Origin of the sequence: Leptolyngbya sp. FACHB-1624, from assembly GCF_047649235.1 — a bacterium.
GTDB classification, from domain to species: domain Bacteria; phylum Cyanobacteriota; class Cyanobacteriia; order Leptolyngbyales; family Leptolyngbyaceae; genus Leptolyngbya; species Leptolyngbya boryana.
This window is the reverse complement of the sequence record NZ_CP180258.1, coordinates 643,518-668,529: the sequence shown is the minus strand read 5'-3', so window position 1 is coordinate 668,529 and position 25,012 is coordinate 643,518. Positions and strand designations below refer to the sequence as shown.

The window sequence follows — 25,012 nt, the reverse complement described above, 5'->3', positions numbered from 1 at the left end:
CAGTACCCTTGGATCTAGTCCATCCATCTTCACTAGAGCCATGCAAGTTTTCGTTCTGCTGTTCAATGCTGACACCGATAATCCGGGGATTCATACGATTAGCGTGGGAACTCAGAATTTGGTGTTGATGTTTGCGCAACAAGATGATGCGGAGCGGTACGCGATGATGCTGGAGGCGCAGGATTTTGCGGTTCCGACGGTGGAAAAGATTGATCAAGAAGAGATTGAAGAGTTTTGTCAGGATGCGGGCTATGAGGCGTATCTGATTCCTGAGAATTTTATGCCGCAAAATGAGTTTGAGCGGTTGTTGTTGGCTCCGCCTGAGGCGAATCGTGAAGAGACGGATTGGAGCAGTGAGGATAAGCCGGAACGTGAGGAGTCGGAACTGTCGAATGGGGAACTCGATCGCATTCGTCGCCAGTTAGAAGGGTTGCTTTGAGTTTTAGTCTCAATGTCTCAAACGGGTTTTATCAATAGACTCATTCTGAGTCTCAAGTGATTTGATTAAAGCGATCGTTAGGCTTCTGCGACATGGTATCGAACTCATTGCGTGCTCGAATCTTGACCAACATTGAAAAAGGGGAAGTTTTGAGAAGACGGAAACGATCGAGCACGGGGTAACGAAAGTGAGGCAGGCGATCGCGGCGCTCAACTCTACGATCGCCGTTGATGCTTGAAGCTGAAAGCTTACTGCATAGAATGTAAGCCGAACAGATTGCCTTCGGTATCAGCAACTAATGAGATGAAACCATACTCTCCGATCGACATCTTAGTTTTTTGAATTCGACCTCCGAATTCTTTGACTCTACTTTCTTCTACTGCACAGTCATCGCAACTGAAATAGATCAGAGTACTGTTACCCCCCGATGAAACTCCAGGCATTTTTACTAATGCACCCGCTGCACCTTCGCTTCCCATCTGCATCGGAAAGCTCCACATTTCTAAATCCGGGTTGTTCAGGCTTTCTAGTTTGCGTTGAAAAACAGATTCGTAGAAGGCTTTAGCTCGATCCATGTCTTGCACATAGATTTCAAACCAGATAACGGGATTGCTATTCATCGTTGCCTCGCTGAATATAGTACAAATATATTGTAGAACGGGTCAGTTTAGCGATCGACGATCTGTTGAGAATTGTAATACTCGATTTTGAGTCTCGTTTTCTCAAAACTGTTTTATTGCTGGACTTAAAACGAGTCTTGTTTAAGACTTTGTGCGACAAATATGTCTCGCCTGAGACTTAAAGTAAGTCTCGTAACGTGTCTTACAATAAGAAAAAGATGGTACGAGCCATGGGAACAATCCCAATTGAGGCAACAATATCGCTGTTTGCCTACCCTTGAAAGTTTGGAAAAAGACATCTGCTCTTGTTGGGATGAACTTCTGAAAACAAGCACAAAGTTTCTTTTAGTCTTCTCATCTGTCATCGGAAAACCGCTTAAAGTTAGAAATGGGACGATACACTTTATTCGCTTCAAGAGGTGTACATTATGAAACCTGCAACTTGGTTACCTGAAGAAAAAGACGAAAAAGTAAACCAGTATCTTGATCACATCAATCGTGCTCCATACGCTACGATCGCGGCTGTATCCGTTGGGCTGTTCTGTCTATTTACGGTCATCATTCTGCTAAGCAGTTTCTAGGACTTCAGTTCTGAGACCCGAAATGCTTCTCATCGACTTCTAAAACCACAGACTTAAGGAGGCTGAGATGGAAGCTTCTGAATATTTAAGAATGATCAAAGAAAGACTCATTTCTGATTCTGCAAGTTGGGGAAGCTTAGTCACTTTGGCACTTGGCATTACCGTGCTTGTGATGTTGATGATTTTTTATTCACAAGGATAACTTGTCTTCTTGAATCGCTGAGTCTTTGCATTCTAGTCCACTTCTTCACCTACTCCAATGGTTGAGATTGTTTAGAGTTGGAGTGAAATTATGTTGAGAAAGCTATCTTCGATGAAAGCGCGATCGCACTTCGCATCGGTATTTACGATCAGTGCAGTTCTGCTCAGTCTCTTACCGTTGACTGCGAGAGCAGGGCAAATTGGAGGACGGAGCTACTTTGAACGTGCGCCTCATCTCGTTCGGACTGCTGCTAGTAACGTTTTAGCTCATACTCCATCGGCTTATGAGTTTACGATTCAAGTGCCATCGGATGCTGGAGCAGCTTTGCAAACGGTTAGAATTGCTCAGGAGGAAAACCTCGATCGTGTCAGCTTCGATCCTTCACAAAGTCGTGCATTTCTAGGAGATCACATGGCGAGAGGGCAATCGGTTTCACTCGCCGCGATCGGTGGTGAACGCCCCAACAATAAGAGTGAGACAACCGTCACATTTAACCCTCCGATTCAACCCGGACAAACTGTGACTGTTGTACTAGATGCAACAGCAAATCCTTGGCAGGGAGGCGTTTATTTGTTTGGAGTCACGGCTTATCCTGAAGGAGATCAAGCTTCTGGATTGTTCTTAGGCTATGGACGCATTCATTTGCAGTCTTACCAGTAGCTTTCTTTCGATCTGATTAGAAACAATGAAGACCCTTTGCCGTCGAGGGTCTTTTCTTTGGTTCATGAATCTATTGCTTGACCTTACCATTGAGATGCGATCGCGCTTGCCAGTAAACCACTGAGCAAAATGATGCTGAACACCTTGAGAATTTTGCTGCTCGATTGCTCCTGACTCCAAATCTCTTGATAAGACAATTCCTGATTCTGAAGCTGAAAGAATGCTGGAGGACTCATACCAGGAAGGAACCGACTGAGACCAAAGTGGAGAAAAAACCGCATCATCCACAATCGCGCCTGCAAGCGATTCTGATTGTATTGCCAAGGGGCTGCGGTCTGAGCTAGTCGAACGACTGCCTGAACATCCATGGCTCGAATCGCCTCATACCGTGGAAGTGCCTGTGATAGATCATTTTGACTTTGACACAGGATGTCATTTAAAACAGACACATCTTCTAATGCTGCATTCACACCTTGTCCGATATCCGGGGGAAAACAATGAATGGCATCTCCTAACAGCACGATGCCAGCCTGAATCGTTTCTGATGGTTCTTGCTTCAAGAGATAGTGTAATCCAGGGCAGAATTGAGGCATTGGAAAAACGCCACCGTTACTTTTAGCAAATCGATCAGCTTCTTCGATCGAGATCATTTGACGAATGGGCAGTTGGGGGAAGTCTTGCTCGAAAAACTGGAGGACTTGCTCACCCGTTTTCAAGCTCCAGATTTGATGATCTGGATGGGTGATGATATTGACGGTGCGCGGCGCGGTGTCATCTTTGAGGGGCAAAAGACCGAGCGTGAGAAACTGAGTGCGACTCCGCCATATTCCCCGAATGGCATAAGCTCTTGTAGAAACAGCCTGGTCTTGATGTTGAGCATCAAGCGGAAAGTTTGGGGGTAGGCTCAATACTTTGTAGCGCAATCCAGAACTCGGAGAAGGAAATCGCTGCATCTCAAATCGATCCGTGCGCTCCCACTGCTTCAATGTCGTGCGAACAATCGATTGGATTCCATCACAGCCAACTAACAGAAATGGTTCAAATCGCTCAATCTCATGGTTCGATTTCTGAGCGACTACTTCCAGCGTTTTGATGCCTTCCTCTGTGCTAATTTGATTAATCTCTGTACATTGAGTGTCGAAGCGAACCGTAATGTGGTCTTGCCAGTTGTGTTCGATTTCTTCGTAGAGCAATTGGACAAAGACTCTTCGAGGAATCCAATACGCTATTTTTCGGTTGGAATTGACGATTGGTAATTTTGAGGTTTTGCGCTTACCGTTGGGCTGAATGCGGGTGATGTAGAACGCTGTATTGGGAACACCGATTTTAGGTAACTGTTCAGTCAGTCCAAGTAAGTCTGTTAATTTTTGACCTCGACCATCAATGAGGTAGTTAAAGGACTTATCTGGCTCGTAGTAGTCGGCTGCCGTGCGCTTTTCTAGCACGGTAATATTTGTCCATCCTCGGTGTGCCAACATGAGTGCTGTCGCGAGTCCTGCGGGACCCCCTCCAATAATTAAGGCATTGGTGTGAGAAAGAACGAGTTCGCTTGGCGTAGGTTGAATCAACATAGAGCGTGTAGAACAAGTGCGCTTAGCTCTCATAACGATATCGCACTCAAAAAAACTAGAGCAGCAAAGCTCGATGGATCGTCTTTAGAAAAGATGAGTGCGGCAAGGAAGGGAGCAAATTCGTTAGAAATTTGCTTTGTTATGACTTGCTTCAGCAGGCGTTGCCGCCCTAGTTTTTGATGGATATGCTGAGTTCAATCACCAATGTCAGGCAGTTCATGAATCAGTCGTCCTGTTTTCCTGCGGTTGAAACACCTTCTAGTGATGCGATATTTTCTCCTTGCCGAAGATATCGCTATGTTCTTTGGCGAAGGTGGGCGAACGATTGGAGTTCTAATTACGCCATGTTTGTTGGCTTGAATCCATCTACGGCAGATGAAACACAGGATGATCCTACAATTCGCCGTTGCATCAAATTTGCGAAAGATTGGGGATATTCGGGTCTTTGTATGACAAATTTGTTTGCGTATCGAGCAACAAACCCAAAAGATATGATTGCCTCAGTCGATCCAATCGGTTCAGACAATGACAAGTATTTACTGGAGTATTCGGCAAGGGCAAGAATTGTTGTGGCTGCCTGGGGCAATCATGGAACTCATCACGATCGACATCTTGACGTTAAAAAGATGCTTCCAAATCTTTATTGCTTAAGGCGAACTAAGCGAGGAATGCCTTGGCATCCACTCTATCTTCCACAAACACTCCACCCAATTCAGTTTTGATAGGTCTGGGTTTCACATGCAAGCCGATAACCTTTTAGCCCTGTAGATCTAAAACATTCCCAACTTCTGTATGATGAGCGTGTCTCGAATGAGACACAGATTAAGTCTCATATAGCGTCTTAAATGAGAAAGAAGTATTATTGGTGAGAAGAGTAAGGTTGGATATAGCGGCGATTTGCTCTGACGTAGCATTTGTAATTTTGTCCAGATGCGCTTCTAACTCGCATCCAGGGACTGCCGTTTTTGTCTTTTGCATTAAGGAGAACTTCGTCTGCGCCGCCACGACCGACATCGGCTTGCAGTAATTCTGAGCGTTTGAACTGTCGGATAATCCGAGACTTTGCATCTGCATTGCTGCGACAGTTTAAGTATGAGACTGTCACTTGCCAGAGTGAGCCGCGCATCAGAGGAGATTGGACTGTGCCTTTGACTGGGGCTTCATTGCTGAAATAGTTACCCTGCCGATCGGGGTTGGAGTTGTACGGCTCGGAAAGGGTTGGAGTTGCAATCGTGATGGTAATGATTGTGAGAGTCAAAATAATGGAGTGTGGTTGTTTCATTGGCTTCCGCGATCGAATTCACAGTTTCAAATAAGACTTAATTTAGGACTCATTATAAGTCTCATATAAGACTAAAGAGGCGATTTACTGAAGAGATCGACGGGTATAATCAGGTCAAATTTGGATAGGCAAGCCGCGATCGAGTCGAAAAATAGAGGTAAAAATTTAGTCCATTTTCAGTCCAGTTAATTTTATAGTCCAAGATTATCGAACTAGAACTCTTGAAAAGTCTGGATTTGAGAAAGTAATTAAAATTTGAACTTCTGCGGTTATCGCAGAAGTTCAAAGGGTTCTCAATCTTGATCGATGGTTTGGCTTTTTGATTTCCTGACAGCTTCACAACCGATCCAACATTGAAATCAGTCTTGTCTCAGATAGGCTAAGAAAATCAAGCTTCCCTATCTTTCCACATTAATCTATTTCCCTTTCATCGCTTTATATCCAGCAATCTCTTCAGCAGTCGGCATGAACAGATCTTTTTTGCTCATAAAAAGCTGCTTCTTCTGCTCTGGAGTCATCGACGCAAAAATTTCCTTTTTCGGAAGCGTCTTAAAAACACCTGCAAGTTTAGCCTTCTGATCTGGCGTGAGCATTAATGATTGCATCGCCTTAGGCAGATTCGGCGTTCCTTCTACGATCGCACTCTCAAGCTGCTGTTGCTGCTCTGGAGTCAAAATGCTCTGAAGCTGCGGCAAAATTTGTGTTTTCAGTTGCTCAATCACATCAACTGGAGCCGCTTCAGCCACAGATAAAATCGGAGGAGCAACCGACAAAGGTGTTGCCTGCACCCTTCCTGCAAAACCGAGTAAAACAACTAAACTTGCAAAAACGGACACAAACAATCTTTTCATATCAATCTCCTGCAATGATCCAATACAAACCGCTTGAAATCTGTCTCTGCGATCGAGGAATTTGACGCTCGATCGCACTACCAACCGTTAGATGTCGGCATCCAACGCTAAGAATCAGATTCAGTCACATCAGTAGACTTTTCAGCACCCTTTGCCTTCTCTGCCTTCGCAGCTTCCTTCGCCTTTTTCGCCTCTGCCTTCGCAGCTTCCTTCGCTTTTTTCGCTTCTGCCTTCGCAGCTTCCTTCACTTTCTTCTCTTCAGCCTTCGCTGCAGCTTTTGCCTCCTTCGCCGCCTTCTTCGCAGCTTTCTTCTCCGCTTTTGCTGCCTCTTCAGCCGCCTCTTCAGCGGCTTCAGAATCTACTTCTACACTAGGAGCAGCTTGCACTTCAGACATATCGTCTGCTTTTTGAGCATAATAGCCCTTCGTCTGTTCAAGATCAGTCGTTGCACTTGCCGCTTGAGCTACACTCATCACTCCAAACGAAAGACTAAAAAATAATAAAAATGTAACTGCTACTGCACTCAACCGACGCGCAATGTGTTTGAGCATAAAACTCCAAATCTCCAATTTCTAACAAACATCAGCCCGAACAAATCAGAACGCTAACGAATCCGGTCGCACAAAAGGTTTACGGAACCAGATTCATCTTTACAAAATTTGCTTCATGCTACGTGAAGCGAATAACGTCCATTTATCACTGTATACCGGATACATTTAAAGACTGCAGCAGAGGCTACGATCGAAGGAAAAATTAGAATTACTTAAACAAGTAGAAATTTTCTATATGACACCTAGAGGAGCAAGCCTTTTGGTGTAGACATAAGGCCAACGAATTGCGCAATTGTGATTTGTTGTGGTTATCGGATGGATGACAAACATTAATCTGCTTTGAGCAGTTCCCCTTTTCAAAAGCCGGAAGTTCGCAACTTAATTCACAATCTTGAACTGTCCTTTCTAGAGCATAGTCAGCATAGAAATCCCGTTCCACTTTAATTCATAGAATCGTAAGGTGAGAATTCCTCCTTAAGGTAGAGCTGATTTTTACCCGATTTCTATCGTGTTATGAGACGATCTAAGCCTTGAAGATTACGAACATTCGATGGTATTTCCATTTCGACCTAAACAATCTAAAGGCTCTCGCCAAAATCAAAATCAGAGAGGGAGCTGGCTCGTGAGCCTAGCCGAGCGAAATCCTTTCACGCTATCCCGCTGGATCATTTGTTGGGCGCTCATCGGCGTGGGCAGCGGTTTATTCGCCGGGCTGTACTGGAACCTACTAGAACTTCTGACCCATACTTTACGATCGTTCAGCGGTACTTCACTGCTCATCGTCATGCCCTTTGCGGGTTTCATAATCGGGCTAATCATCCACCTTCTAGGTCATCCGGGTGAAATTGGCTTGATTGTGGATAACATCCATTCTCGCGGTGGGCGAATTGACGTTCGTGAAAATCCTTCCATGATCCTGACCTCGTTGGTGAGCATTTCGGCAGGAGGGAGTTTAGGTCCCGAAGCTCCGATGGTTCAGGTCACGGGTTCTTTTGGAACTTGGGTTGCCGATCGCTTAAAGTTAACGGGAGAAAACCTGCGATCGCTGAGCCTAGCAGCAATGGCAGCAGGCTTTACAGCATTGTTTGGTGCGCCATTGGGGGGTGCGTTCTTTGCATTGGAGATTCTGCATCACCAGCATGTCGTGGAATATTACGAGGCGATTTTACCTGCGATCGTTTCTAGCTGTGCTAGCTACATCGTCTTTGCCTTAATTACGCATTTGGGGCTGAATCCAACTTGGCAATTTCCCCAATACACAATTAATAATGTGGATGATTTTGCTCTTTCTATTGCTTATGGAATTGTTGGAGCGATCGCGGCTTGGATATTTATTAGTATTTTTAGAGGTTGTGCTTGGCTGTTTGCAAAAATTCCGCAACCGATTTATATTCGGACGACCATCGCGGGATTAGTGTTAGGAATTATCGCCATGCTCGTTCCTCTGACACGCTATTTTGGTCATGAAGAATTAAATTCAGTCGTTGAACAAAATCTCGGTGCTTTCACTTTGCTAGGGATCGCGATCGCGAAAATGATTGCGATCGCGGTAACGGTAAATGGCGAATGGCGCGGGGGATTTATTATTCCGCTGTTTTTTACAGGAGCTTGTCTTGGTAAAGCGATCGCGCTACTGATTCCGGGTGTTAATCCTGTACTTCCGATGATTGCAATTATGGCGGCCATGAATGCGGCAGTAACTCGGACTCCGATTAGCACAACACTGCTCTTAACGAAGTTGACAGGCTTTACGCCCTTTGCCCCCATTCTCTTTGCAAGTTTAGTCGGGTTTTTCCTCTCTCCCAAGTTGCCTTTCATTCGCTCTCAGAGTCGAACTCAAAATCAATCGCCATTGTCCACTCTAGAAACAGGCGATTAGTGACCGATCGGTGCCTTTGCCCCGGCACCGCCTTTCCCTAGCAGTAAAAGCAACGGCAACGAACATAGAAAAACCACGCCCACAAACCGAAAAATATCGGCATAGGATAAAATTGCCGCTTGCAAATTGACCAATTGATCCAAAGAGGTAAGGGCTTGTTGTTGGGCGGTGGCTGCATCTGAGCCACGGTTTTGAAATGCGCCTGCTAGAGCATTCAGACGTTGAGTGGTTTCTGGATTGTAAGGCGATAAATTCGTCAGCAACATCGCTTCGTGAAACGCTTCTCGTTGAGCCAATAGCGTCGTTAAGATAGCAATGCCAATGCTACCGCCAAGCTGACGAGTCAGGTTATAAAATCCCGATCCAGCCGAAATATCTTGCTTTGGTAGTGATCCGAGAGTTGCTAAACTCAGCGGTAAAAACATCAAAACTGTGGTCGCTCCCCGCCACAACAAGGGATAAAATAAATCCTCTGTTCCAGTTTGCGGTGTGATATTGGAAAGTTGAAACATTACGAGAGCCGTTCCCACTGCACCGATCGCGATCAGAATTCGCGCATCAACTTTGGTCGAAATCTTACCAAGTAGAATCATCACGATCGCAGATGCCAACGCACCGGGAGCTAACAACCATCCCGTTTGTGTCGCAGTAAAGCGCAGCACACTCTGAGCAAATAATGGCACCGCAAACAAGGCTCCATAAAGTCCCATCCCCAGAATTCCAGAGTAGACACTGCCTGCTGCCAGAGATCGATGGCGTAAGACCCGCAAATCCACGGCTGGATCTTTAGTACTGAGTTCGCGCCAGATAAATAACGCCAATCCGATCACCGTCGTGATTGCCAACGTTGTGATGAATTGGGAATTAAACCAATCGTCCTGTTCTCCTTCCTCCAAAAAAGTCTGCAAACTTCCCACGGCAACGATTAACAAAATAATCCCCAGCCAATCGACTCTTTGATGAATTTTCTTCCCCTGAACACGATCAGGCGGCAGAAAAAAGATTGCCATCAGAACGGCTGCAATCCCAACTGGCAAATTGATAAAGAAAATCCAGCGCCAACCCAAACTATCGGTAAGATACCCGCCCAAGGTTGGTCCGATCGCGGGACCAGCAATCACACCAACCCCAAAGACCGCTTGTGCTAGACCCTGTTCTGCGGGCGGAAAGGTTTCAAATAAGATCGCTTGAGCTTTCGCCAACAATCCGCCCCCAAATAGCCCTTGCAGAATCCGAGAAATGACGAGCATCGGCAAATTGAAGGCAAACCCACACATCACTGAGGCGAGAGTAAAGCCTACCATCGAGAACACAAAGTAAGTCTTCTTCCCAAACACATCACCTAGCCAAGCCGAGAGGGGAATCAGAACAACGTTCGCGATCGCATATCCAGTGACGACCCATCCCACTTCACTCACCGTTGCCCCTAGTGTTGCTTGAATATCCGTTAAGGCAACATTCACAATACTCGTATCAATGACTTCTAGAATTGCACCGAGCGATGCCGTAAATGCAATCGCCCATTTTAAAGGTCCTTGTACATAACTAGATTGAGCCTGAGTTGAGTTTGCGTTGTTTTGCATTTTAGAGCGATCGCGAGTAGTAGCCATTGAAGTTTGAATTGAAAACTTGAATCAATTGAAAAAATCCTGAGACAAAGGAAATCAGCAACGATTAGACAAGATCAGTTTGAGAAGCAGGTGAATGTTTCTTGCGCGATCGCAGCTTCGTTTGCCACGCTTCCATATAGGTGTAAAACACAGGCGTCAAATATAACGTGAGCAACTGCGAAAACACCAATCCACCGACAACAGCAAGCCCAAGCCGAGCATCTGCACCCGCACCAAAGCCGAGTGCGATCGGTAACGTCCCCATCAATGCTGCCATTGTTGTCATCATGATCAGGCGAAATCGAACCAGGCACGCTTGATAAATGGCTTGATAGGGGCTTTTCCCATCTCTGCGAGCCTCGATCGCAAAGTCCACCATCATAATGCCGTTCTTTTTTACAGTCCCGATGAGCAAGATAATGCCCACGAACGCATAAATATTCAGATCCACTTTGAACAATAGCAACGTTAACAATGCACCAAATCCAGCCGAAGGCAGGCTCGATAAAATTGTCAACGGATGGATGAAATCTTCGTACAGAATGCCTAACACAATATAAATGACTAAAATGGCAGCCACGAGCAACCAGCCAAGCCCTTGCAAAGAAGACTGAAATGCCTGAGCCGATCCCTGGAAGCTTGTATTAACCGTTTCAGGTAGAGTTTGTTTTGCCAATTGCTCAATCTTACTCGTCACATCCCCTAGGGAAATGCCTGGTTTCAAGTTAAAAGACAGCGTAACTGATGCAAGCTGACCCGTATGATTCACAGTCAACGGTCCAACTGTTCGATCGAGAGTTGTGACAGCATTTAGGGGAACGAGTTGATTGTTGGTTGAGCGCACCGATAATAGATTGAGTGCATTTTCATCCTGCTGATATTGTGGCTCTAGTCCTGTGACTTGCACTTGCGGATTGCCAATTTGGAGATCGCTATTCACATCTTGAAGTTCGGGCAATTTTCGCAGAGCCTCCTCTAATTTTGGCGAAGCTTGCTGGAGTTCTTCAAAACTAGGGCTAGAAAGCGTGAATTGATATTGTGCTTTCGTCTGCTGCCCACCAATGTTAATCGCAGGAGGATTTTGCAAGAATACTTTGATCCCTGGCACTTGAGAGAGTTTAGGACGAAGAGCCTGTACTATTTCATCAGCACTCATCGTGCGATCGTGACGTGGTTTCAAGCGAATAAAGATCCGTCCTGTATTCGCTGAGCCATTGGGTCCACCCGATCCGATCGTTGAGTTAATGGCAGCAATATTGCGATCGCGGCGCAAAATAGCCACCACAGCTTGCTGATGTTTGCTCATTTCATCAAAGAAAATGTCTTGTGCCGCTTGAGGACTGCCCGTAATTTGTCCCACGTCAGTACTAGCAATAAACCCTTTCGACACAGTCACAAACAACGCCACAGTTGCAACGAGAATTGCACCCGAAAGCAACATGGTGAAACGATGATGTTTCAACGACAAGCGGAGACTCCAAGCATAGGCATTCTGTACCGCATTGAAAACTGATTCTGAGGTGTTGTAGAGACGTGCTTTGAAATTTTGCAATTGAGATTTACGCTGGTGAACCCGAGAAGTTTCATCATCGCCAGCGTGATGCGGTACTCGCAAAAATCGACTGCACAACATTGGTGTCAAACTTAAGGAAACGATTCCAGAAACCAAAATTGCAACGATCCACCACAAGACCCACTACCAAGGTCAATGCCATCAAAGACAAATTATCGAGGGAATATCCCAACAGAAGCATCACACCAAAAGTAGCAACCAGTGAAAGTGGAACTGCCAAACTTGGAATAATCGTCGCAGAAAGATTTCGCAGAAACAAAAAAATCACAAGCACAACCAGCGCGATCGTCAACATCAGCGTAAATTGCACATCCTCAATCGATTCCTTAATCGGCTGCGATCGATCAAACAAAACTTCCATCGAGATTGCAGCTGGAAGCTGTTTCTGAAAGTTCGGCAGAATTTTTTTAATTTGTGCAACAGTTTCTACGGTGTTCGTACCAGGTTGTTTCTGAATTGCTAATACGATCGCCCGTCTACCCGGAAACTCTCCTGCTTTCGCCTGCTCCGTTTCTCCAAAACCCAAACTACGCGAGAAATACCAGCTTGCAACTTTATCATTCTCGACGCTATCAACTACCTGCCCCAAATCACTCAGATGTACCGGAGAACCATTGCGGTAAGCGATCGTTAAATTGCGATAGGCATCTGCATTAGTGAGTTGTCCATTCGATTCGATCGTTAGGTTTTGCTGATTGCCATAGAGATTCCCGGTGGGAAGATTAGAATTGCCTTTGCTAATCGCATCTGCAACTTCATCAGTCCCGATTCCTTTAGCACTTAGTGAGTTGGGATCAAGTAACGCTCGAACTGCATACTTCTGTGATCCAAACACGTTAACCTGAGCCACACCGCTCACCATCGAAAGCCGCTGAGCTAACTGCGTTTCGGCGTATTTATTGATCGTAGAAAGCGGCAAGATTTCAGAACTCAACGAAAGATAGAGAACTGGCTGATCGGCAGGATTCACTTTCCGATAAGACGGTGGCGTTGTCATCGTCGAAGGCAACTGTCGGATAGCTTTCGCGATCGCGGCTTGTACATCTTGTGCAGCCCCATCAATATCACGATTCAGATCGAATTGCAGCGTGATCTGAGAACTGCCCAAGGAACTACTCGAAGTCATCGAAGTAATGCCAGCAATGCTAGAAAACTGCTGCTCTAACGGCGTTGCCACCGAAGATGCCATCGTTTCGGGACTGCCATCCGGTAAACTTGCTGAGACCTGACGGACGGACTTGGCTAATCGTGACCATCCATCTGAGATTTCAGCGCAATCGTCGAATAGGTTTGCACCGTTCCCGTTGTCTGCACCAAAATTGGCATGGTTTGACGTGATGCCTGAGTTGACACCACTGGAACGGATCGATCGCCTTTGGAGCGAACCGATTGCGCTTCGGAAGCAGCACAGGCAGACAAACCACTCAATAGCAAGAACAACAAACTCCAGAGCTTCCAGCGCTGCTGTCGATTTGCAGGATGGAACAAATTGAAAGTGCTGTGCGATCGAGGAGAAGCATAAATAGGCATCATGCAAACCCAGTTTTTTGTATGTTAATAGTTAGCTTATCTAACTATTAATTTGACATATTTTTTCTGAGTGTCATACTTCTCAAGGAATAAAAAAATAATGAAACCAAAGATGCTCGATCGAGAAATTGGTCTCTTCTCAAGCCGCCGCAGCGTTAATGGAAACCATGCCTGCGATTATGCAATTTGTCCGTAGTGAAATGCGGAATCAAATCAATTGAACTCAATTGAACGAACTCTAGTCGTTAGAGAGATGACTTGCCCAATTTAGTTTCTAGGATGAAGTTGTGAATTTGTTTTTATTCAAGATTTAGTATTCATTACAGTGAAGTGTTATGGCTAGCATTATCAAACCCTCTCTAGTTTCATTGACCTTAATTCTTGCCAGTCTGAGCACAGGATGTGTTCGGAATCTCAGTGCTCCACAAGAACAAACGGTCACGCCCCAAGCTCAAAGTTCCAATACTCCAGTTCCTACCCCATCCAATACTCCCGTTGCCAATTCAGGAGGGAATCCAAACTATGTGGCTCAAGTCGTAGAACAAGTTGGCCCTGCAGTGGTTCGCGTTAACTCAACTCGAACATTACAGCAGCCCACCAACGATCCGTACTTAAGACGGTTTTTTGGTGAGCAATCTCCCACTCAGCAGCGAGTGCAGCGAGGTACGGGTTCGGGATTTATTATTAGTCAGGATGGGCGAATCCTCACCAATGCACACGTTGTTGACAATGCAGATACGGTGAGTATTGTGCTGAAGGACGGGCGACGATTTGATGCCAAAGTCTTAGGCAGCGATCGCGTGACAGATGTTGCCGTTCTGAAGATTGACGCAACGGGACTGCCCACTGCTCGACTCGGCAATTCTGATAATTTGCAGCCTGGACAAGCCGCGATCGCGATCGGCAATCCATTAGGACTCGATAACACAGTGACAGAAGGAATTGTTAGTGCAACAGGTCGTTCTAGTTCGGATGTCGGGGTTCCGGCTGAACGGGTGAGATTTATTCAAACCGATGCAGCCATTAATCCAGGAAATTCGGGTGGCCCATTACTCAATGCCAATGGAGAAGTCATTGGCATCAATACTGCCATTATCCAAGGAGCACAGGGAATCGGTTTTGCCATTCCCATTAACACTGCCCAACAAGTTGCGGAGCAATTGATTACGAAAGGACAAGTCTCTCACCCTTATTTAGGGGTGCTGATGACGGATCTCACGCCAGAACTGCGCGATCAAATTAACCGCAGTAATGTTGGCTTTCAAGTCAATCAGACGACTGGCGTACTCATTGTGAGAGTAGCAGAGAATTCTCCTGCGGCACGAGCAGGGCTACGTCCAGGAGATGTGCTTATAAGTATTAATGGCAATGCGGTTCAAAACACTGAACAAGTTCAGAAAACGATCGAAGGGGCACAGTTAAATAATCCACTTCCGATGACTGTCCAACGCAACGATCGTAGCGTTGCAGTTAATGTACGACCTACCCAACTTCCGCCACCCGATGCATCTTAATTCAAGAAGAGAGCTAAGAGAACAAAATCCCGAATCACATCGGATTGAGGTTAACCCTTGATCCGATGTGATGAGGTTGACTGTACTCTCTTCGGTAATGAGCGCTTAACCAAACACCATGAATCACTAAATTTGTTACTAAAAACGATGTTTGACACAACCAGAAACCGAGCGTCAGTTCTAGCTGGCATATACGATCGCAGGCACTCGTTTATAAGCGGGTGTCCCCGATCGCGTTTCGACCTTTGCACTAAAGATTCGATTCACTTCTGGATAAAACATCACTGCCGCTCCCGGACGCACAGCTCCATAAATCAATTCCACCTGTTCTAATTTGCCTGCGTTGCCTTGTACAGTCACGCGCTGATGTTGCTTCAATCCTGCTTTCTCAGCATCAGTTGGGTGCATCAAAATACAATTACGATGCGGCATTCCGCGATACTTGTCGCCATCTTTGTACACGACCGTATTGTGCTGAGAATAGCTGCGCCCCGTCATGATCGCCACAACAACACTGGGGATCGAGTCATCAACATTGAACGAAGCGCGATCGGGCAATTCCAACCGAGGCAACGGGGTACTAAACATCTTTGCTTTTCCCGAAGGCGTGGGGAACTTAGGTTCTGTGATGATGCGACCCTCGATCGTGAACTCCTCGCGAGTGTCATCGATCGTTGCCATCTTCGAGAATCCAGGAACCATTTCTGCAATCAATTGCCGCACATACTTTGGATCGCGCAGCTTTCGCCACTCTACCGGATAAGAACCGTGAACTCGATGTGCGAGTTCGGTCAGAAAATCAATTTCAAGAATGACATCTGCGTCTTTCAAATGGGTTTTGCCAGGATCATTCAACCGCACAAAATTGTTGCCAGATTCAACCGTGGTTCGATAAGGGGTTTCAAACCGATTGAACACCGGAATGATAATCGTGTTGTGCTGAGCCAGCCCGTTGAAGTGCCCAATATTCGGCTTAGTTGCCAGATAGATCACCGTTTCGATTTGCGCGATCGCTCTCTTAGCTTGAGTCGAATCCGGATTCGCACCATAGAGATTGCCACCCAAGCAAATCAGCGTATCCACCTTACCTTGATCAGCAGCTTCAATTAGAGCGCGAGTGTCATAACCTTTCACGCTACTCAATGGCTTTCCGAGTAGTTTCTCTAGCGACTCTTGCAGCCCTTCTTTCAGTTTCTGAGTCGTTACCCCCATTGAGCCAAATCCCTGAACATTAGAATGTCCGCGAACAGGCATCACACCTGTTCCTTCTCGCCCAATATTGCCTGAAATTAGAGCCGTATTCGCAATACTCAAAATGTTATCCACACCATTTTCATGTTGTGTGAGTCCCATTGCCCAAGCAAACACAACTGATTTCGAAGTTCCAATAATCGTTGCAGCAGCTTCTAGTTCTTCCTGAGTCACTCCACAAGTAGAAGTAATCGTTTCCCAGGATGTTGCACTTGCTTGCTCTAAGACCGCTTCTGCATTCTCGGTGTGAGCATCGAGAAAGGCGCGATCGACAGATCCCTGCTCAATCAGCGCCTTTTGAATCCCAAGAAAGACAGCGACATCACTGCCGGGAATCGGCTGTAAATACAACGAAGAAATCTCTGAACCTGGAATCAATGATTTCACTGGAAACGCAGGCGAGCCAAACTTGACCAATCCAATTTCCATCATTGGATTGATCACAATCACTCTGCCGCCTCGATCATCTCGGAGCTTGATCAACTCATTCATCAAGCGCGGATGATTGTAAGCAGAGTTTGCACCTGCTAAAACCACACAATCTGCTTTCTTGAGACTCTCCAATGACACGATCGAGGTCTTAGTTCCAAACATCTGCTGAAGTGCAAAAGTTGAAGGCGCATGGCAAAGATCCGAACAATCCGCGAGATTGTTCGATCCGAATGCCCGCATCATCAATTGCAACAGAAACGCCGCTTCATTCGACGATCGCCCCGAGCTATAAGAAGCCACTCGTTCTGGCGCTTTCTGAAATCCAGCTTCGGCAATGCTATAAATCTCCTCCCAACTAATCCGCTCGTAGTGGGAACTGCCTGCGCGAAGAATGACAGGATAGCTCAATCGCCCTAAACGATCAGCTTGCATCGAACTCAACTGCTGCAACTCAGTAATCGAATGCTGTTCAAAGAAATGAGGCTTAATCCCTGGCTTGATTTCTGCTGAGATTGCTTCAACACTCTTCATACAGCGCTGAAGCTTTTCTCCTTCCTCATCAGTAAAGCCTCCTTTCTGCCCGCCCGTTCCCCAAGAGCAGGAGAGGCAAGCGCTGTGGTGGAACAAGGTTTGCCAGATTTTCGCGCCTTCGGGCGAAAGCGTCTTTTCTGCCCAGAACTGAATAACAGGCAATCCGCCGCCAATGTCTAATGCCTCTTCATTCTTTTCATTAAACGGGGGCACAGGTTGGATATCTTGCGGATTGGCACTCATGGTTTAAGGTTATTTAGCGACTTCCGCAAAGTATCCCGAATACGATCGCAGCAGAATGTGTCCACAGAGAGATCTGAGCTTCTATCGATCGAGGGATTTAGCTCAGGTTTAATTTCTGTTCTACGACAGGTTGTGATAACTGTGCGATCGCGTGATGAATATTTTTAATTTCATAAGCAATTTGATCTAGCCCCACAGAAACAGGGACGCGTTCCCGGACGGCATGAAATATCTGAGTCGAAGTCCTTGAACCAGGCGTAACAGAAGTGTGAGCCGTTTGCAGTTGATTGAGGTGATGGTGAATTCCGTCGAGCACACGATCGAGATCAGGCAAAGACTGGAGAGTCTGCCGCTGTTGTAAAGAATCAGCCCCGTTCTCTAAAACCTGAACGACCATATCAGCAAATTGTGTGAACTCTGGACATTGATACTTCCCGCTTAATTCCTGACGATGATCTGCAAGCGCTGTCACGGAATTGAACAAGCGGCGAATATAGAAAATCAAAGTTGTGATCGATTCAACATCACCTTGAACATTCCGAGGCTCACTAAATAACCGTTGTGCTGAAGCTGTAAGGTTCGTATTTTCTAACGCAGCTTGACGGCGTGGAAGCGCAATAGATTGAGCAGCCCCGACTTTATCGGGATGAAGATAAGCTGCAATCACCTGCTGAAAGTAAATCAGATTAGCGCGGATCGTCGTTTCTAGCTGAGCAGGAAGCTGTTGCCGCTCCCATTGAGGAAACAATAGAAAGCTACCCAACAATGCGAGAACCCCACCTGCTAGACTATCCGCAATTCGTAAAACCCCGATTTCCCATCCCCCTTGACTTGTCGCATTCAAAAGCAAAATGATAGCAGGAGTCAGAAGCGTAATAAATAGAATAATACTGAGGGGCTGAACTGCCATTGCGCCCATAATGAGTAAGAGAAGACAGACACTAATCACCCAAGAGTTGTGAATTAAAGCAACGATCGCGATCCCAATCACACCCCGAATCACCGTTCCAATCACCCGTTGCAGAATCATCTGAGAGGTACCACCATAGTTCGGCTTGAGAGCAATCACAGCCGTAAGCGTCACCCAATAACCTTGAGGAATCTGAAATTGAGCGGCGAGAACTTCCGCAATCGTGGCAACGATCGCTAACCGCAAAGCATGACGAAAAAAAATCGAATGAACCGTGAGATGGTCACGCAGAGGAGTGAGAACTTCAGCGAAACTGGCTGGCTTTGGAAAAGAGAGCCTAGAACGAGTTCTAGCTGACCTCACTCTTCTATGAACCGTTTCTTGTTCCAAGGCAGTCATCAACTCGACATCGGTATAAAGTTGGCCTGATAGTCGCGTCAGTATCGTGGAAATCTTATCCAAACTTGTTAATGCAGTCTGATGATCCGGCGGAGTCGAAACGAGATTGGAATGGAATTGCGTATGTAAGATTTGCTGTTGATGTTTGAGCGCTTCAATGGCGCGATCGAGATCACCCAAATGTATCGAGGATCGACCTTTCGCGATCGCAGTAGACATTTGTTGCAATACAACTGCTAACTGTTCGAGACTTTGCTGAATAGCGGGCTGTAAGGATTGAAATAAAGAATGATCAGAAACAACCACAACCTGTTCAACCAAAGTAACCGCGTAATTTGCAATCGTTGGGGTATCTTCGATCAAAATTAGCAATTGGTTGCCTGCAAGATTTCTCGCACCTTCTGTCCAAGCAGCTGACCAGCGATCGCGTGCTGCCGTGAGTGCTTGCGTAAAACTATCTTGAGCTTGAAGAAAACGAGTGAATTGAGCGCGACGATCGTCAGGATAGGTAACTCGTCCCTTTGCAGCATCGATCAGTTGATTTAGAGCTTGATAACAGCTAGAAACAGATTGGATAACAGGTTTATAGGGATTGAGTTGCCAGATCCCTAAAGCAACAATAATTGACCATATTCCTCCCCCAAAACATAGAAGACACTGCTGAAGCACCGTAGACAAGTTGGGAAAGGTAGCAAATTTTGCCAGTGCTACGATAAACATAATCGAAGCAGTTAAGCTGATGGCAGAGGCTGTCGCGCCCCACAACCCGGCAAACCCAAGCAAAAACATCACGAGAAACGTCGTCAGTACTGATAGCCAGAGAATGCCATGCACCAGATTTGCCAGCAGCAGCATTGCAGTAATACTAATGATTGCGACAAATTTTGCGGTTGCCTGCTGTCGATACACCCCTTCTACATTCACGATCGCCACCATCCAAGCGCCCATAATTGCGATCGTGCTTTGTGCTGGTTGTCCGATCACGATTCCTACTATTAATGGACCTAGAACTGAGAGCAGCACTTGGAAGCTAACCGCGATCGCGGGCTGACCAGGCTTAAGCTGAAACTGCTGAAGAAACCCATTACTTAAGGCGAGAAGTTTAGAAAACATAATTCTGGCAGGAGCCGGGATTGTAGATGAAAATCCATCAGCCAGATGAATTTTATATAGAGTAAGAGCAACACTCAAACCGACTTAAGGCAGATTAATTTGTCCTCCAATACCAAGAATAGAATTAGACGATGTGCGACTTCGCCTTACCAAGCAAAAGCCACCCATCGTCTGCATTCTAAAAAAATATACTTGAGCAAAAACCGTATTTTGTTCGGTGCTGAAGTTTTACTTCACTAAAGACAATTCTAAAACCAATGTCTTGGATAGGTTCTTTCTTCAGCTAAGTTATTAAAAACAACAGCACATAAAACTAAAATCAGTGACCCTTCCAAAGCAGGCGTTAACAAAAATTGCCAGTCCGGTTTCGTCATCATGACAACCAAAGCAACAGCTCCTGAAGGAGGATGTACAGTACCAGTCATTTGCATAATCCCGATCGCAGTCGAAACAGCCATTCCCATTGCCACGGGAGAAGTCCCGAAAACATGCAAAATGATCAGACTGATGATCGCAGCTAACAGATTTCCACCAATGACATTACGCGGTTGAGCCAAAGGACTGTCCGGAACACCAAAGATCAAAACGCTGGTCGCACCAAAAGGAGCCATCAACAACGGGGAATTGGTTTTGACGGCAAGGTAAGAAGTAACCGAGATCGCAACAAAACTACCGAACCAACTCCAAAACACATGTCGATGATGGGGTCGATCGACTGGACAGGTTAGAGGGCAGGATTGCCATCTGCCAAGGGTTTTAAACCAATAACTTTCCCATTTCAACCGAGCTTTCTTATAGTGGAGCATGAACTACCCAATCACCTTTATTTCCTGAAATGAATGCTTCGTTAAAGTTAAAATATCATGACATTTCTCAAGAAAGCTACAGAAAAGTATCTAAAGGTACAGTTTTTTTTGTTATCTCATCACGCGAATTTATAGCAAAAATCAGAAAATATTATTCCAATTTTTCTCTGTTCAATCAATTGAAACCTCATTAGATACAGTGAAATTGCCCTGAAAACTTTCCTGCGGTAGAGAGCAAATTAAGCCATCCGATAGACGCGATCGCTATAGAGCCAATCCGGTCTGATCACAGCTATCTGCCGAAGGTAAGGTCAATCGTGACAGAACAATTCCAACCCGAATTAAATCTTGGAGCGAATAATTTACCCTATTCAGTTCCGATTCACCTGCAGTTTGTCCACATGACACTCGGCCTGTTTATTATTGCCATTATTTTTGATATTGCTGGAACACTATTTCCCTTAGAAAAACCGATCTTCAAATTTTTTGGTTTGACTGCTCTGCGATCGAGTTTATTCACCGTCGGTTGGTACAACTTATTCGCGGCTGCAGTAATCACGTTTTTCACTGTTGCAGCAGGCTGTTTTGAGCTTTTCCTCGCAACGCCACCACCAGGAACCAGTGCTTGGGGCTTGAGTGCAGGCACAACGATGTTAATTCATGGAGTCGCAGGTGTCTTCATCTTGACGGCGATCGTTGGTATGACCCTATGGCGAGGACTCCAACGCTACCGTTGGCGCAGATCTGCCCGACGAGAAGTGCAATGGAGTTACTTGCTAGTCGGAATTGCCATGCTCGGAATCCTCTTCATTCACGGCACTTTAGGGGCACAGCTCGGTGATGAGTTTGGCATTCACAACACCGCTGCAAACTTAGTCCGACAGGGACAAAATCCGAATCTAGTTTTGAAATAATCTGCAAGCTTATGTTTTCTAACGTATCGATCGCTAAAACACGATTACGATGGCAATCTTTGCAGCCATCTACTTCTGGTTTCCTAAAATTACTGGACATATGTATGCAGAGGGTTGGGGAAAGCTACATTTTTGGTTGACTTTCTTAGGTGCAAACTTAACCTTCTTCCCAATGCATCCTTTAGGTTTACAAGGAATGGTACGCCGAGTCGCAGCATATCCCCCCGAATATCAAAATTGGAATGTAATTGCCAGTTTAGGCGCATTCTTGCTCGGACTTTCGACGTTACCCTTCATTGCCAATGTGGTTGCATCTTTATTTTTAGGATCACGAGCCAGTGACAACCCTTGGGAAGCAACGGGACTAGAGTGGATGACTTCTTCTCCTCCGCCTAGAGAAAACTTTGAAGAGATTCCTCAGGTCATGTTTCCGCCCTATGACTACGGCAATCCTAGAGCCTATGGCGAGAACGATCCCCCTCAAGAGCCATCGTAATTTATTAGTTGAGCGGTGTTATGACTAGAACGATTCGTCCGCTTAGTTCGATCGTTTCGATCGGATAACTACAATCAAGGTCACTTTGGAGTGAGTGCAACGACATTGTTCTGGCATGTTGTCGATGGCATTTGGGTGATTCTGTTTTCGCTACTCTATTTGTGGAAAGCTTAGGGAGCGATGTAGATTCAAAAGCTTAGACAAGAAAGCGAGAGTGAATAGGCGACCGTTCTAGATCTCAAGCTCTAAAGTATATCTGTGGGCAATCATCCTGTTGTTCTATCCAGCTTTAGCAGTAGATAGCAATATCTTCGCCGCACACGTCAGCTAAGTAACACAAAGCTTTGAACCGTAGTCCTACTAATTGTTCATAAAACGGATTGAGTTTGCACATTGGCGGAATGTGGAGCAGGACTCGACCAAAGAAACGGATATCGCGTTCAAAAGGACATTGAGAAGGAATGAGGCGACAGAAGAAATGAGCCGCTTCTGGGCTACGGATTTCCACTGCGTCGAGTTTTGCAGCAATGGGTTGAAGGAGAGAAGCGATGAATCTGTGAGAGGTAAAGTTCAACATGGTCTGATCTCCTAGATGCCAGTAGTGTAGAGCGCTGTGGCTTTGTCTGATACTAATTAATACGGTTGAATTCAATCATTTATGCAACGAGTGTGATCTCGTGATGAATCAATCAACATGCTCAAGCAAAGGTATTCCGAGATGGGTCGTGACAGTCTGTAGATTGACTGATGCAGAACACTCACCCAACCACGAAAACCCCAACCAAAAGCCAGGGTTCGTTCTAATTCATCAAAGTGCTTCACGTCAATTTAGCGATCTAGAGACTGAGGAGAGACAGCCTCAGAAGCTTCTAGCTTGCAGCCAGCGCCATCAAGAATGTAAAAGTGATCAGTAAAACAGCGATCGCGCCTTGTGTGACGTAAGTTTGCTGCTGCTCAGAGGAAGGAAATTCAGCAAAGTACATCACAGGCTCCGAAGGGTAGTTATTCAGGATTCCGTCTTCATTCCGAGTCGTATACATTGCAATTGCCTCTAAAAAGGTAATTTGTTTCGTTCTGTAAACTAATGTAACATTATTGTTACAAAAAGTCAACAAAATTCAATTTTTCTGATATAGGGATTTACTCTTCCTCTGATAAGGCGTGCTGACCTATCCTTGGAGGGCAATTCCCGAATATGCAATATGTCCCTTGCGCTCGCACGCTCTCCAATGTGAAGGTGAGCGGCTCGACACAATTGAGTCCAGTGATTAGTCCTCGTGCCATACCTCGTCTTTAGCGCCAAGAACTGAGAATCTGAGTAACGCAGCTAAAGGCTTGAGGAGTACGGACAGAATAGAGTGTTGAAGCAATTTAGATTTTTGAATACGCTTCGCTACTCTTGGCGAGAATCGGTAATAAAGCTGAACCGCTTTCCTGCCGATAGAAGAATGCAACAGAATTTCGTCTCTGAACTTATAGAAGGTGTCCAAAGTTCCTGTATCGGCGTTACACGCAGTAGCGATGAAACATACGCCACTATTTCTTCTGTTCAAATCATAGATATTGTTATCCAAAGGTTGGGAACGGTTGATTCGTTGACCACATTGGGAACAAAACTCTCCTGACATCGCTATGTTTGAGAAATTCGCAGAACTTCCAATGGGCGAGTCTATATTGATCTTCGGCGGTTTTATATTGATTTTCGATGGGTCTATGTTGATGTTCGGCGGGTTGAAATAATCGCGATCTAGAGGAATTTTCACGCGATCGGCTGTGTAATTGGGAGCCGTTTGTTTTAGCGAAGCTCCACAGTTAGGACAATAGTTGCAGGTTGATGAGACTGTTTGCTGACATCGAGGGCAATTACTAAAGGTTGGGATTTGAAATCTGTCGGATGTATAGAACGACATGATGCACTCCTTTTCCCTATGTGTTGTCTCGATAATAAAAAACGAATTTGAGGAACTTGTGAGACAGTGCTGGTTCAACAGTCTTCACCATAGACCAGCATGCCGGAAGGGCACTCTAACCCAAAGTAATTGCCTCGATCTCAATGCAGATTAACGCGAACCGAGCCGAGCCGCTCGAAGTCGAGCATCAATCGCAGAATGACCTTGAGCTGTCGGAGAGGCAAGCTGTGTAATTTTTTCAGTTACCCACGGCATCAAGCGATTGCCCAAAACTGCAAGATAGCTTTGCCATCCCACCAAAATCTCGGTCGATCCTCTCTCTAGCCCTGAAACCAAAGTCTGCGCCACTTTTCGCGGCGTAGTAGGCATAATCCAGCGAAACCAGTGGAAGTTCTGCACCATCTCCGTATCAGTCAGCGATGGCAGTAAGGCGACCACCCGAATGTTATGTGCTGCCAGTTCTCCCCGCAGTGCTTGAGTAAATCCCAAAATTGCAAACTTCGTTGCAGAATAAGTTGCCATTGTGGGAGCCGCAATTTTCCCCATCAGGCTCGATACATTCACGATCGTTCCTTGTTGATGCACTGCCATTCTGCGAGCAATCAGGCGGGTAATGTTGTACATCCCCATTAGATTCAGTGACATCTCCTCTTGCATTTGAGATGACTGGGAGAGGAGAAACGGAGTTTGATAAGCAACGCCTGCACAGTTGATCAGAATGTGAATCGGAGCATAATCGCGCCATACTTGAGCGATCGCAATATTGACCGCCACACAGTCAATCAGATTGAGCGCAACTGGAACCGCTTCTACTCCGAATGCTCTGATTTCATTCGCAACTTCTACAAGTCGATCGTGCGATCGTGCGACTAAGATCAATCGTCGCGCGCCTTGTCGAGCAAATTCCAATGCAATTTCTCGCCCAATGCCACGAGAAGCCCCGGTAATTAGGGCAGTCTTTCCCTGAATATTCATCGTAAAATCTCCACGGTTAGGGTTCTATCAGGCTCTTTGTCTTTAACTAAACGGATACGGGACAAGAGCTGAAATAAATCTTTGAGTTGTGCTTTGAGAGAGGTACCTGATGTTCGATCAAGCGATATTTTGTTGTGCTTTGATGCTGCAGACTCATTTGATATTTACG

The 25,012-nt window shown here is 45.7% G+C and carries 25 protein-coding genes and 1 pseudogene; 10 read left to right on the top strand and 16 right to left on the bottom strand.

Annotated features, from left to right (window positions below):
• Positions 1 to 40 precede the first annotated feature (40 nt).
• A complete protein-coding gene (locus tag ACMUEV_RS03150) occupies positions 41 to 439 on the top strand; it encodes a DUF3110 domain-containing protein (protein ID WP_017290747.1) in 399 nt (132 codons plus the stop codon).
• 248 nt (positions 440 to 687) lie between these two features.
• Here the strand turns inward: ACMUEV_RS03150 and ACMUEV_RS03145 are convergent, their stop codons facing one another.
• Positions 688 to 1,059 carry a VOC family protein gene (locus ACMUEV_RS03145; protein ID WP_017290748.1) on the bottom strand — a complete coding sequence of 124 codons (372 nt, stop codon included), beginning with the start codon at positions 1,057 to 1,059 and terminating at the stop codon, positions 688 to 690.
• Positions 1,060 to 1,487: 428 nt separating this feature from the next.
• On the opposite strand from ACMUEV_RS03145, the gene ACMUEV_RS03140 reads away from it, so the two are divergent.
• From ACMUEV_RS03140 to ACMUEV_RS03130, 3 genes are all read left to right on the top strand, one after another.
• Positions 1,488 to 1,640, top strand: a complete 153-nt coding sequence (locus tag ACMUEV_RS03140) for a hypothetical protein (protein ID WP_172410449.1) — start codon at positions 1,488 to 1,490, stop codon at positions 1,638 to 1,640.
• 67 nt (positions 1,641 to 1,707) lie between these two features.
• Positions 1,708 to 1,842 carry a hypothetical protein gene (locus ACMUEV_RS03135; protein WP_277880390.1) on the top strand — a complete coding sequence of 45 codons (135 nt, stop codon included), beginning with the start codon at positions 1,708 to 1,710 and terminating at the stop codon, positions 1,840 to 1,842.
• 90 nt (positions 1,843 to 1,932) lie between these two features.
• Complete coding sequence (locus tag ACMUEV_RS03130) at positions 1,933 to 2,502, top strand: DUF2808 domain-containing protein (RefSeq protein ID WP_190651860.1); 570 nt, start codon at positions 1,933 to 1,935, stop codon at positions 2,500 to 2,502.
• Between the two features lie 83 nt (positions 2,503 to 2,585).
• Here the strand turns inward: ACMUEV_RS03130 and ACMUEV_RS03125 are convergent, their stop codons facing one another.
• On the bottom strand, positions 2,586 to 4,073 hold the full coding sequence (locus ACMUEV_RS03125) for an FAD-dependent oxidoreductase (protein WP_190651861.1): 1,488 nt from the start codon (positions 4,071 to 4,073) through the stop codon (positions 2,586 to 2,588).
• Positions 4,074 to 4,291: 218 nt separating this feature from the next.
• Between ACMUEV_RS03125 and ACMUEV_RS03120 the strand changes: the two genes are divergently transcribed.
• Positions 4,292 to 4,795, top strand: coding sequence for a DUF1643 domain-containing protein (locus ACMUEV_RS03120; protein WP_190651862.1), 504 nt, complete (start codon positions 4,292 to 4,294; stop codon positions 4,793 to 4,795).
• Positions 4,796 to 4,932: 137 nt separating this feature from the next.
• On the opposite strand, the gene ACMUEV_RS03115 is transcribed toward ACMUEV_RS03120, so the two are convergent.
• The 3 genes from ACMUEV_RS03115 to ACMUEV_RS03105 form a co-directional block, all read right to left on the bottom strand.
• Positions 4,933 to 5,355 (bottom strand): hypothetical protein, encoded by a 423-nt coding sequence (locus tag ACMUEV_RS03115; protein ID WP_190651863.1) that lies wholly within the window; start codon positions 5,353 to 5,355, stop codon positions 4,933 to 4,935.
• A 416-nt stretch (positions 5,356 to 5,771) separates the two neighbouring features.
• On the bottom strand, positions 5,772 to 6,206 hold the full coding sequence (locus ACMUEV_RS03110; protein ID WP_144056282.1) for a hypothetical protein: 435 nt from the start codon (positions 6,204 to 6,206) through the stop codon (positions 5,772 to 5,774).
• A 107-nt stretch (positions 6,207 to 6,313) separates the two neighbouring features.
• A complete protein-coding gene (locus tag ACMUEV_RS03105; protein WP_190651865.1) occupies positions 6,314 to 6,757 on the bottom strand; it encodes a hypothetical protein in 444 nt (147 codons plus the stop codon).
• 622 nt (positions 6,758 to 7,379) lie between these two features.
• Between ACMUEV_RS03105 and ACMUEV_RS03100 the strand changes: the two genes are divergently transcribed.
• A complete protein-coding gene (locus ACMUEV_RS03100) occupies positions 7,380 to 8,636 on the top strand; it encodes a chloride channel protein (protein WP_225885670.1) in 1,257 nt (418 codons plus the stop codon).
• Here ACMUEV_RS03100 and ACMUEV_RS03095 read toward each other — a convergent pair.
• The 4 genes from ACMUEV_RS03095 to ACMUEV_RS03080 all read right to left on the bottom strand — a co-directional run bounded on the left by ACMUEV_RS03095 (position 8,633) and on the right by ACMUEV_RS03080 (position 13,352).
• On the bottom strand, positions 8,633 to 10,246 hold the full coding sequence (locus ACMUEV_RS03095; RefSeq protein WP_199329531.1) for a DHA2 family efflux MFS transporter permease subunit: 1,614 nt from the start codon (positions 10,244 to 10,246) through the stop codon (positions 8,633 to 8,635). The two genes, ACMUEV_RS03100 and ACMUEV_RS03095, sit on opposite strands and share 4 nt — an antisense overlap.
• A 64-nt stretch (positions 10,247 to 10,310) precedes the next feature.
• Positions 10,311 to 11,879 (bottom strand): efflux RND transporter permease subunit, encoded by a 1,569-nt coding sequence (locus ACMUEV_RS03090; protein ID WP_242044469.1) that lies wholly within the window; start codon positions 11,877 to 11,879, stop codon positions 10,311 to 10,313.
• Positions 11,833 to 13,008, bottom strand: a complete 1,176-nt coding sequence (locus ACMUEV_RS03085) for an efflux RND transporter permease subunit (RefSeq protein WP_242044471.1) — start codon at positions 13,006 to 13,008, stop codon at positions 11,833 to 11,835. The genes ACMUEV_RS03090 and ACMUEV_RS03085 overlap by 47 nt, the downstream gene beginning before the upstream one ends.
• 53 nt (positions 13,009 to 13,061) lie before the next feature.
• Positions 13,062 to 13,352 (bottom strand): hypothetical protein, encoded by a 291-nt coding sequence (locus ACMUEV_RS03080; protein WP_190651866.1) that lies wholly within the window; start codon positions 13,350 to 13,352, stop codon positions 13,062 to 13,064.
• A gap of 332 nt (positions 13,353 to 13,684) precedes the next feature.
• Between ACMUEV_RS03080 and ACMUEV_RS03075 the strand changes: the two genes are divergently transcribed.
• The gene (locus ACMUEV_RS03075; protein ID WP_190651867.1) at positions 13,685 to 14,863 is read left to right on the top strand and encodes an HhoA/HhoB/HtrA family serine endopeptidase; all 1,179 of its coding nucleotides are present in this window, start codon (positions 13,685 to 13,687) and stop codon (positions 14,861 to 14,863) included.
• Positions 14,864 to 15,043: 180 nt separating this feature from the next.
• On the opposite strand, the gene ACMUEV_RS03070 is transcribed toward ACMUEV_RS03075, so the two are convergent.
• The 3 genes from ACMUEV_RS03070 to ACMUEV_RS03060 form a co-directional block, all read right to left on the bottom strand.
• Positions 15,044 to 17,320 carry an FdhF/YdeP family oxidoreductase gene (locus ACMUEV_RS03070; RefSeq protein ID WP_190651868.1) on the bottom strand — a complete coding sequence of 759 codons (2,277 nt, stop codon included), beginning with the start codon at positions 17,318 to 17,320 and terminating at the stop codon, positions 15,044 to 15,046.
• 97 nt (positions 17,321 to 17,417) lie between these two features.
• Positions 17,418 to 19,742, bottom strand: a complete 2,325-nt coding sequence (locus tag ACMUEV_RS03065; RefSeq protein WP_190651869.1) for an FUSC family protein — start codon at positions 19,740 to 19,742, stop codon at positions 17,418 to 17,420.
• Between the two features lie 248 nt (positions 19,743 to 19,990).
• Positions 19,991 to 20,548: an HPP family protein gene (locus ACMUEV_RS03060; RefSeq protein WP_190651870.1), complete on the bottom strand. Its 558-nt coding sequence runs from the start codon at positions 20,546 to 20,548 to the stop codon at positions 19,991 to 19,993.
• Positions 20,549 to 20,865: 317 nt separating this feature from the next.
• On the opposite strand from ACMUEV_RS03060, the gene ACMUEV_RS03055 reads away from it, so the two are divergent.
• The 3 genes and pseudogenes from ACMUEV_RS03055 to ACMUEV_RS03045 form a co-directional block, all read left to right on the top strand.
• Positions 20,866 to 21,462, top strand: coding sequence for a DUF2231 domain-containing protein (locus ACMUEV_RS03055; RefSeq protein WP_190651871.1), 597 nt, complete (start codon positions 20,866 to 20,868; stop codon positions 21,460 to 21,462).
• Positions 21,463 to 21,511: 49 nt separating this feature from the next.
• On the top strand, positions 21,512 to 21,958 hold the full coding sequence (locus ACMUEV_RS03050; protein ID WP_199329533.1) for a cbb3-type cytochrome c oxidase subunit I: 447 nt from the start codon (positions 21,512 to 21,514) through the stop codon (positions 21,956 to 21,958).
• Between the two features lie 57 nt (positions 21,959 to 22,015).
• Positions 22,016 to 22,132, top strand: a pseudogene (locus ACMUEV_RS03045) (cytochrome c oxidase subunit 3); the annotation flags it as partial.
• Positions 22,133 to 22,247: 115 nt separating this feature from the next.
• Here ACMUEV_RS03045 and ACMUEV_RS03040 read toward each other — a convergent pair.
• From ACMUEV_RS03040 to ACMUEV_RS03025, 4 genes are all read right to left on the bottom strand, one after another.
• Positions 22,248 to 22,535, bottom strand: coding sequence for a Mo-dependent nitrogenase C-terminal domain-containing protein (locus ACMUEV_RS03040; RefSeq protein ID WP_190651872.1), 288 nt, complete (start codon positions 22,533 to 22,535; stop codon positions 22,248 to 22,250).
• Positions 22,536 to 22,827: 292 nt separating this feature from the next.
• Positions 22,828 to 22,998, bottom strand: coding sequence for a photosystem II assembly protein Psb34 (gene psb34 / locus ACMUEV_RS03035; protein WP_017290768.1), 171 nt, complete (start codon positions 22,996 to 22,998; stop codon positions 22,828 to 22,830).
• A gap of 228 nt (positions 22,999 to 23,226) precedes the next feature.
• A complete protein-coding gene (locus ACMUEV_RS03030) occupies positions 23,227 to 23,586 on the bottom strand; it encodes a CFI-box-CTERM domain-containing protein (RefSeq protein ID WP_017290769.1) in 360 nt (119 codons plus the stop codon).
• 432 nt (positions 23,587 to 24,018) lie between these two features.
• A complete protein-coding gene (locus tag ACMUEV_RS03025) occupies positions 24,019 to 24,843 on the bottom strand; it encodes an SDR family NAD(P)-dependent oxidoreductase (protein WP_017290771.1) in 825 nt (274 codons plus the stop codon).
• Positions 24,844 to 25,012 lie beyond the last annotated feature (169 nt).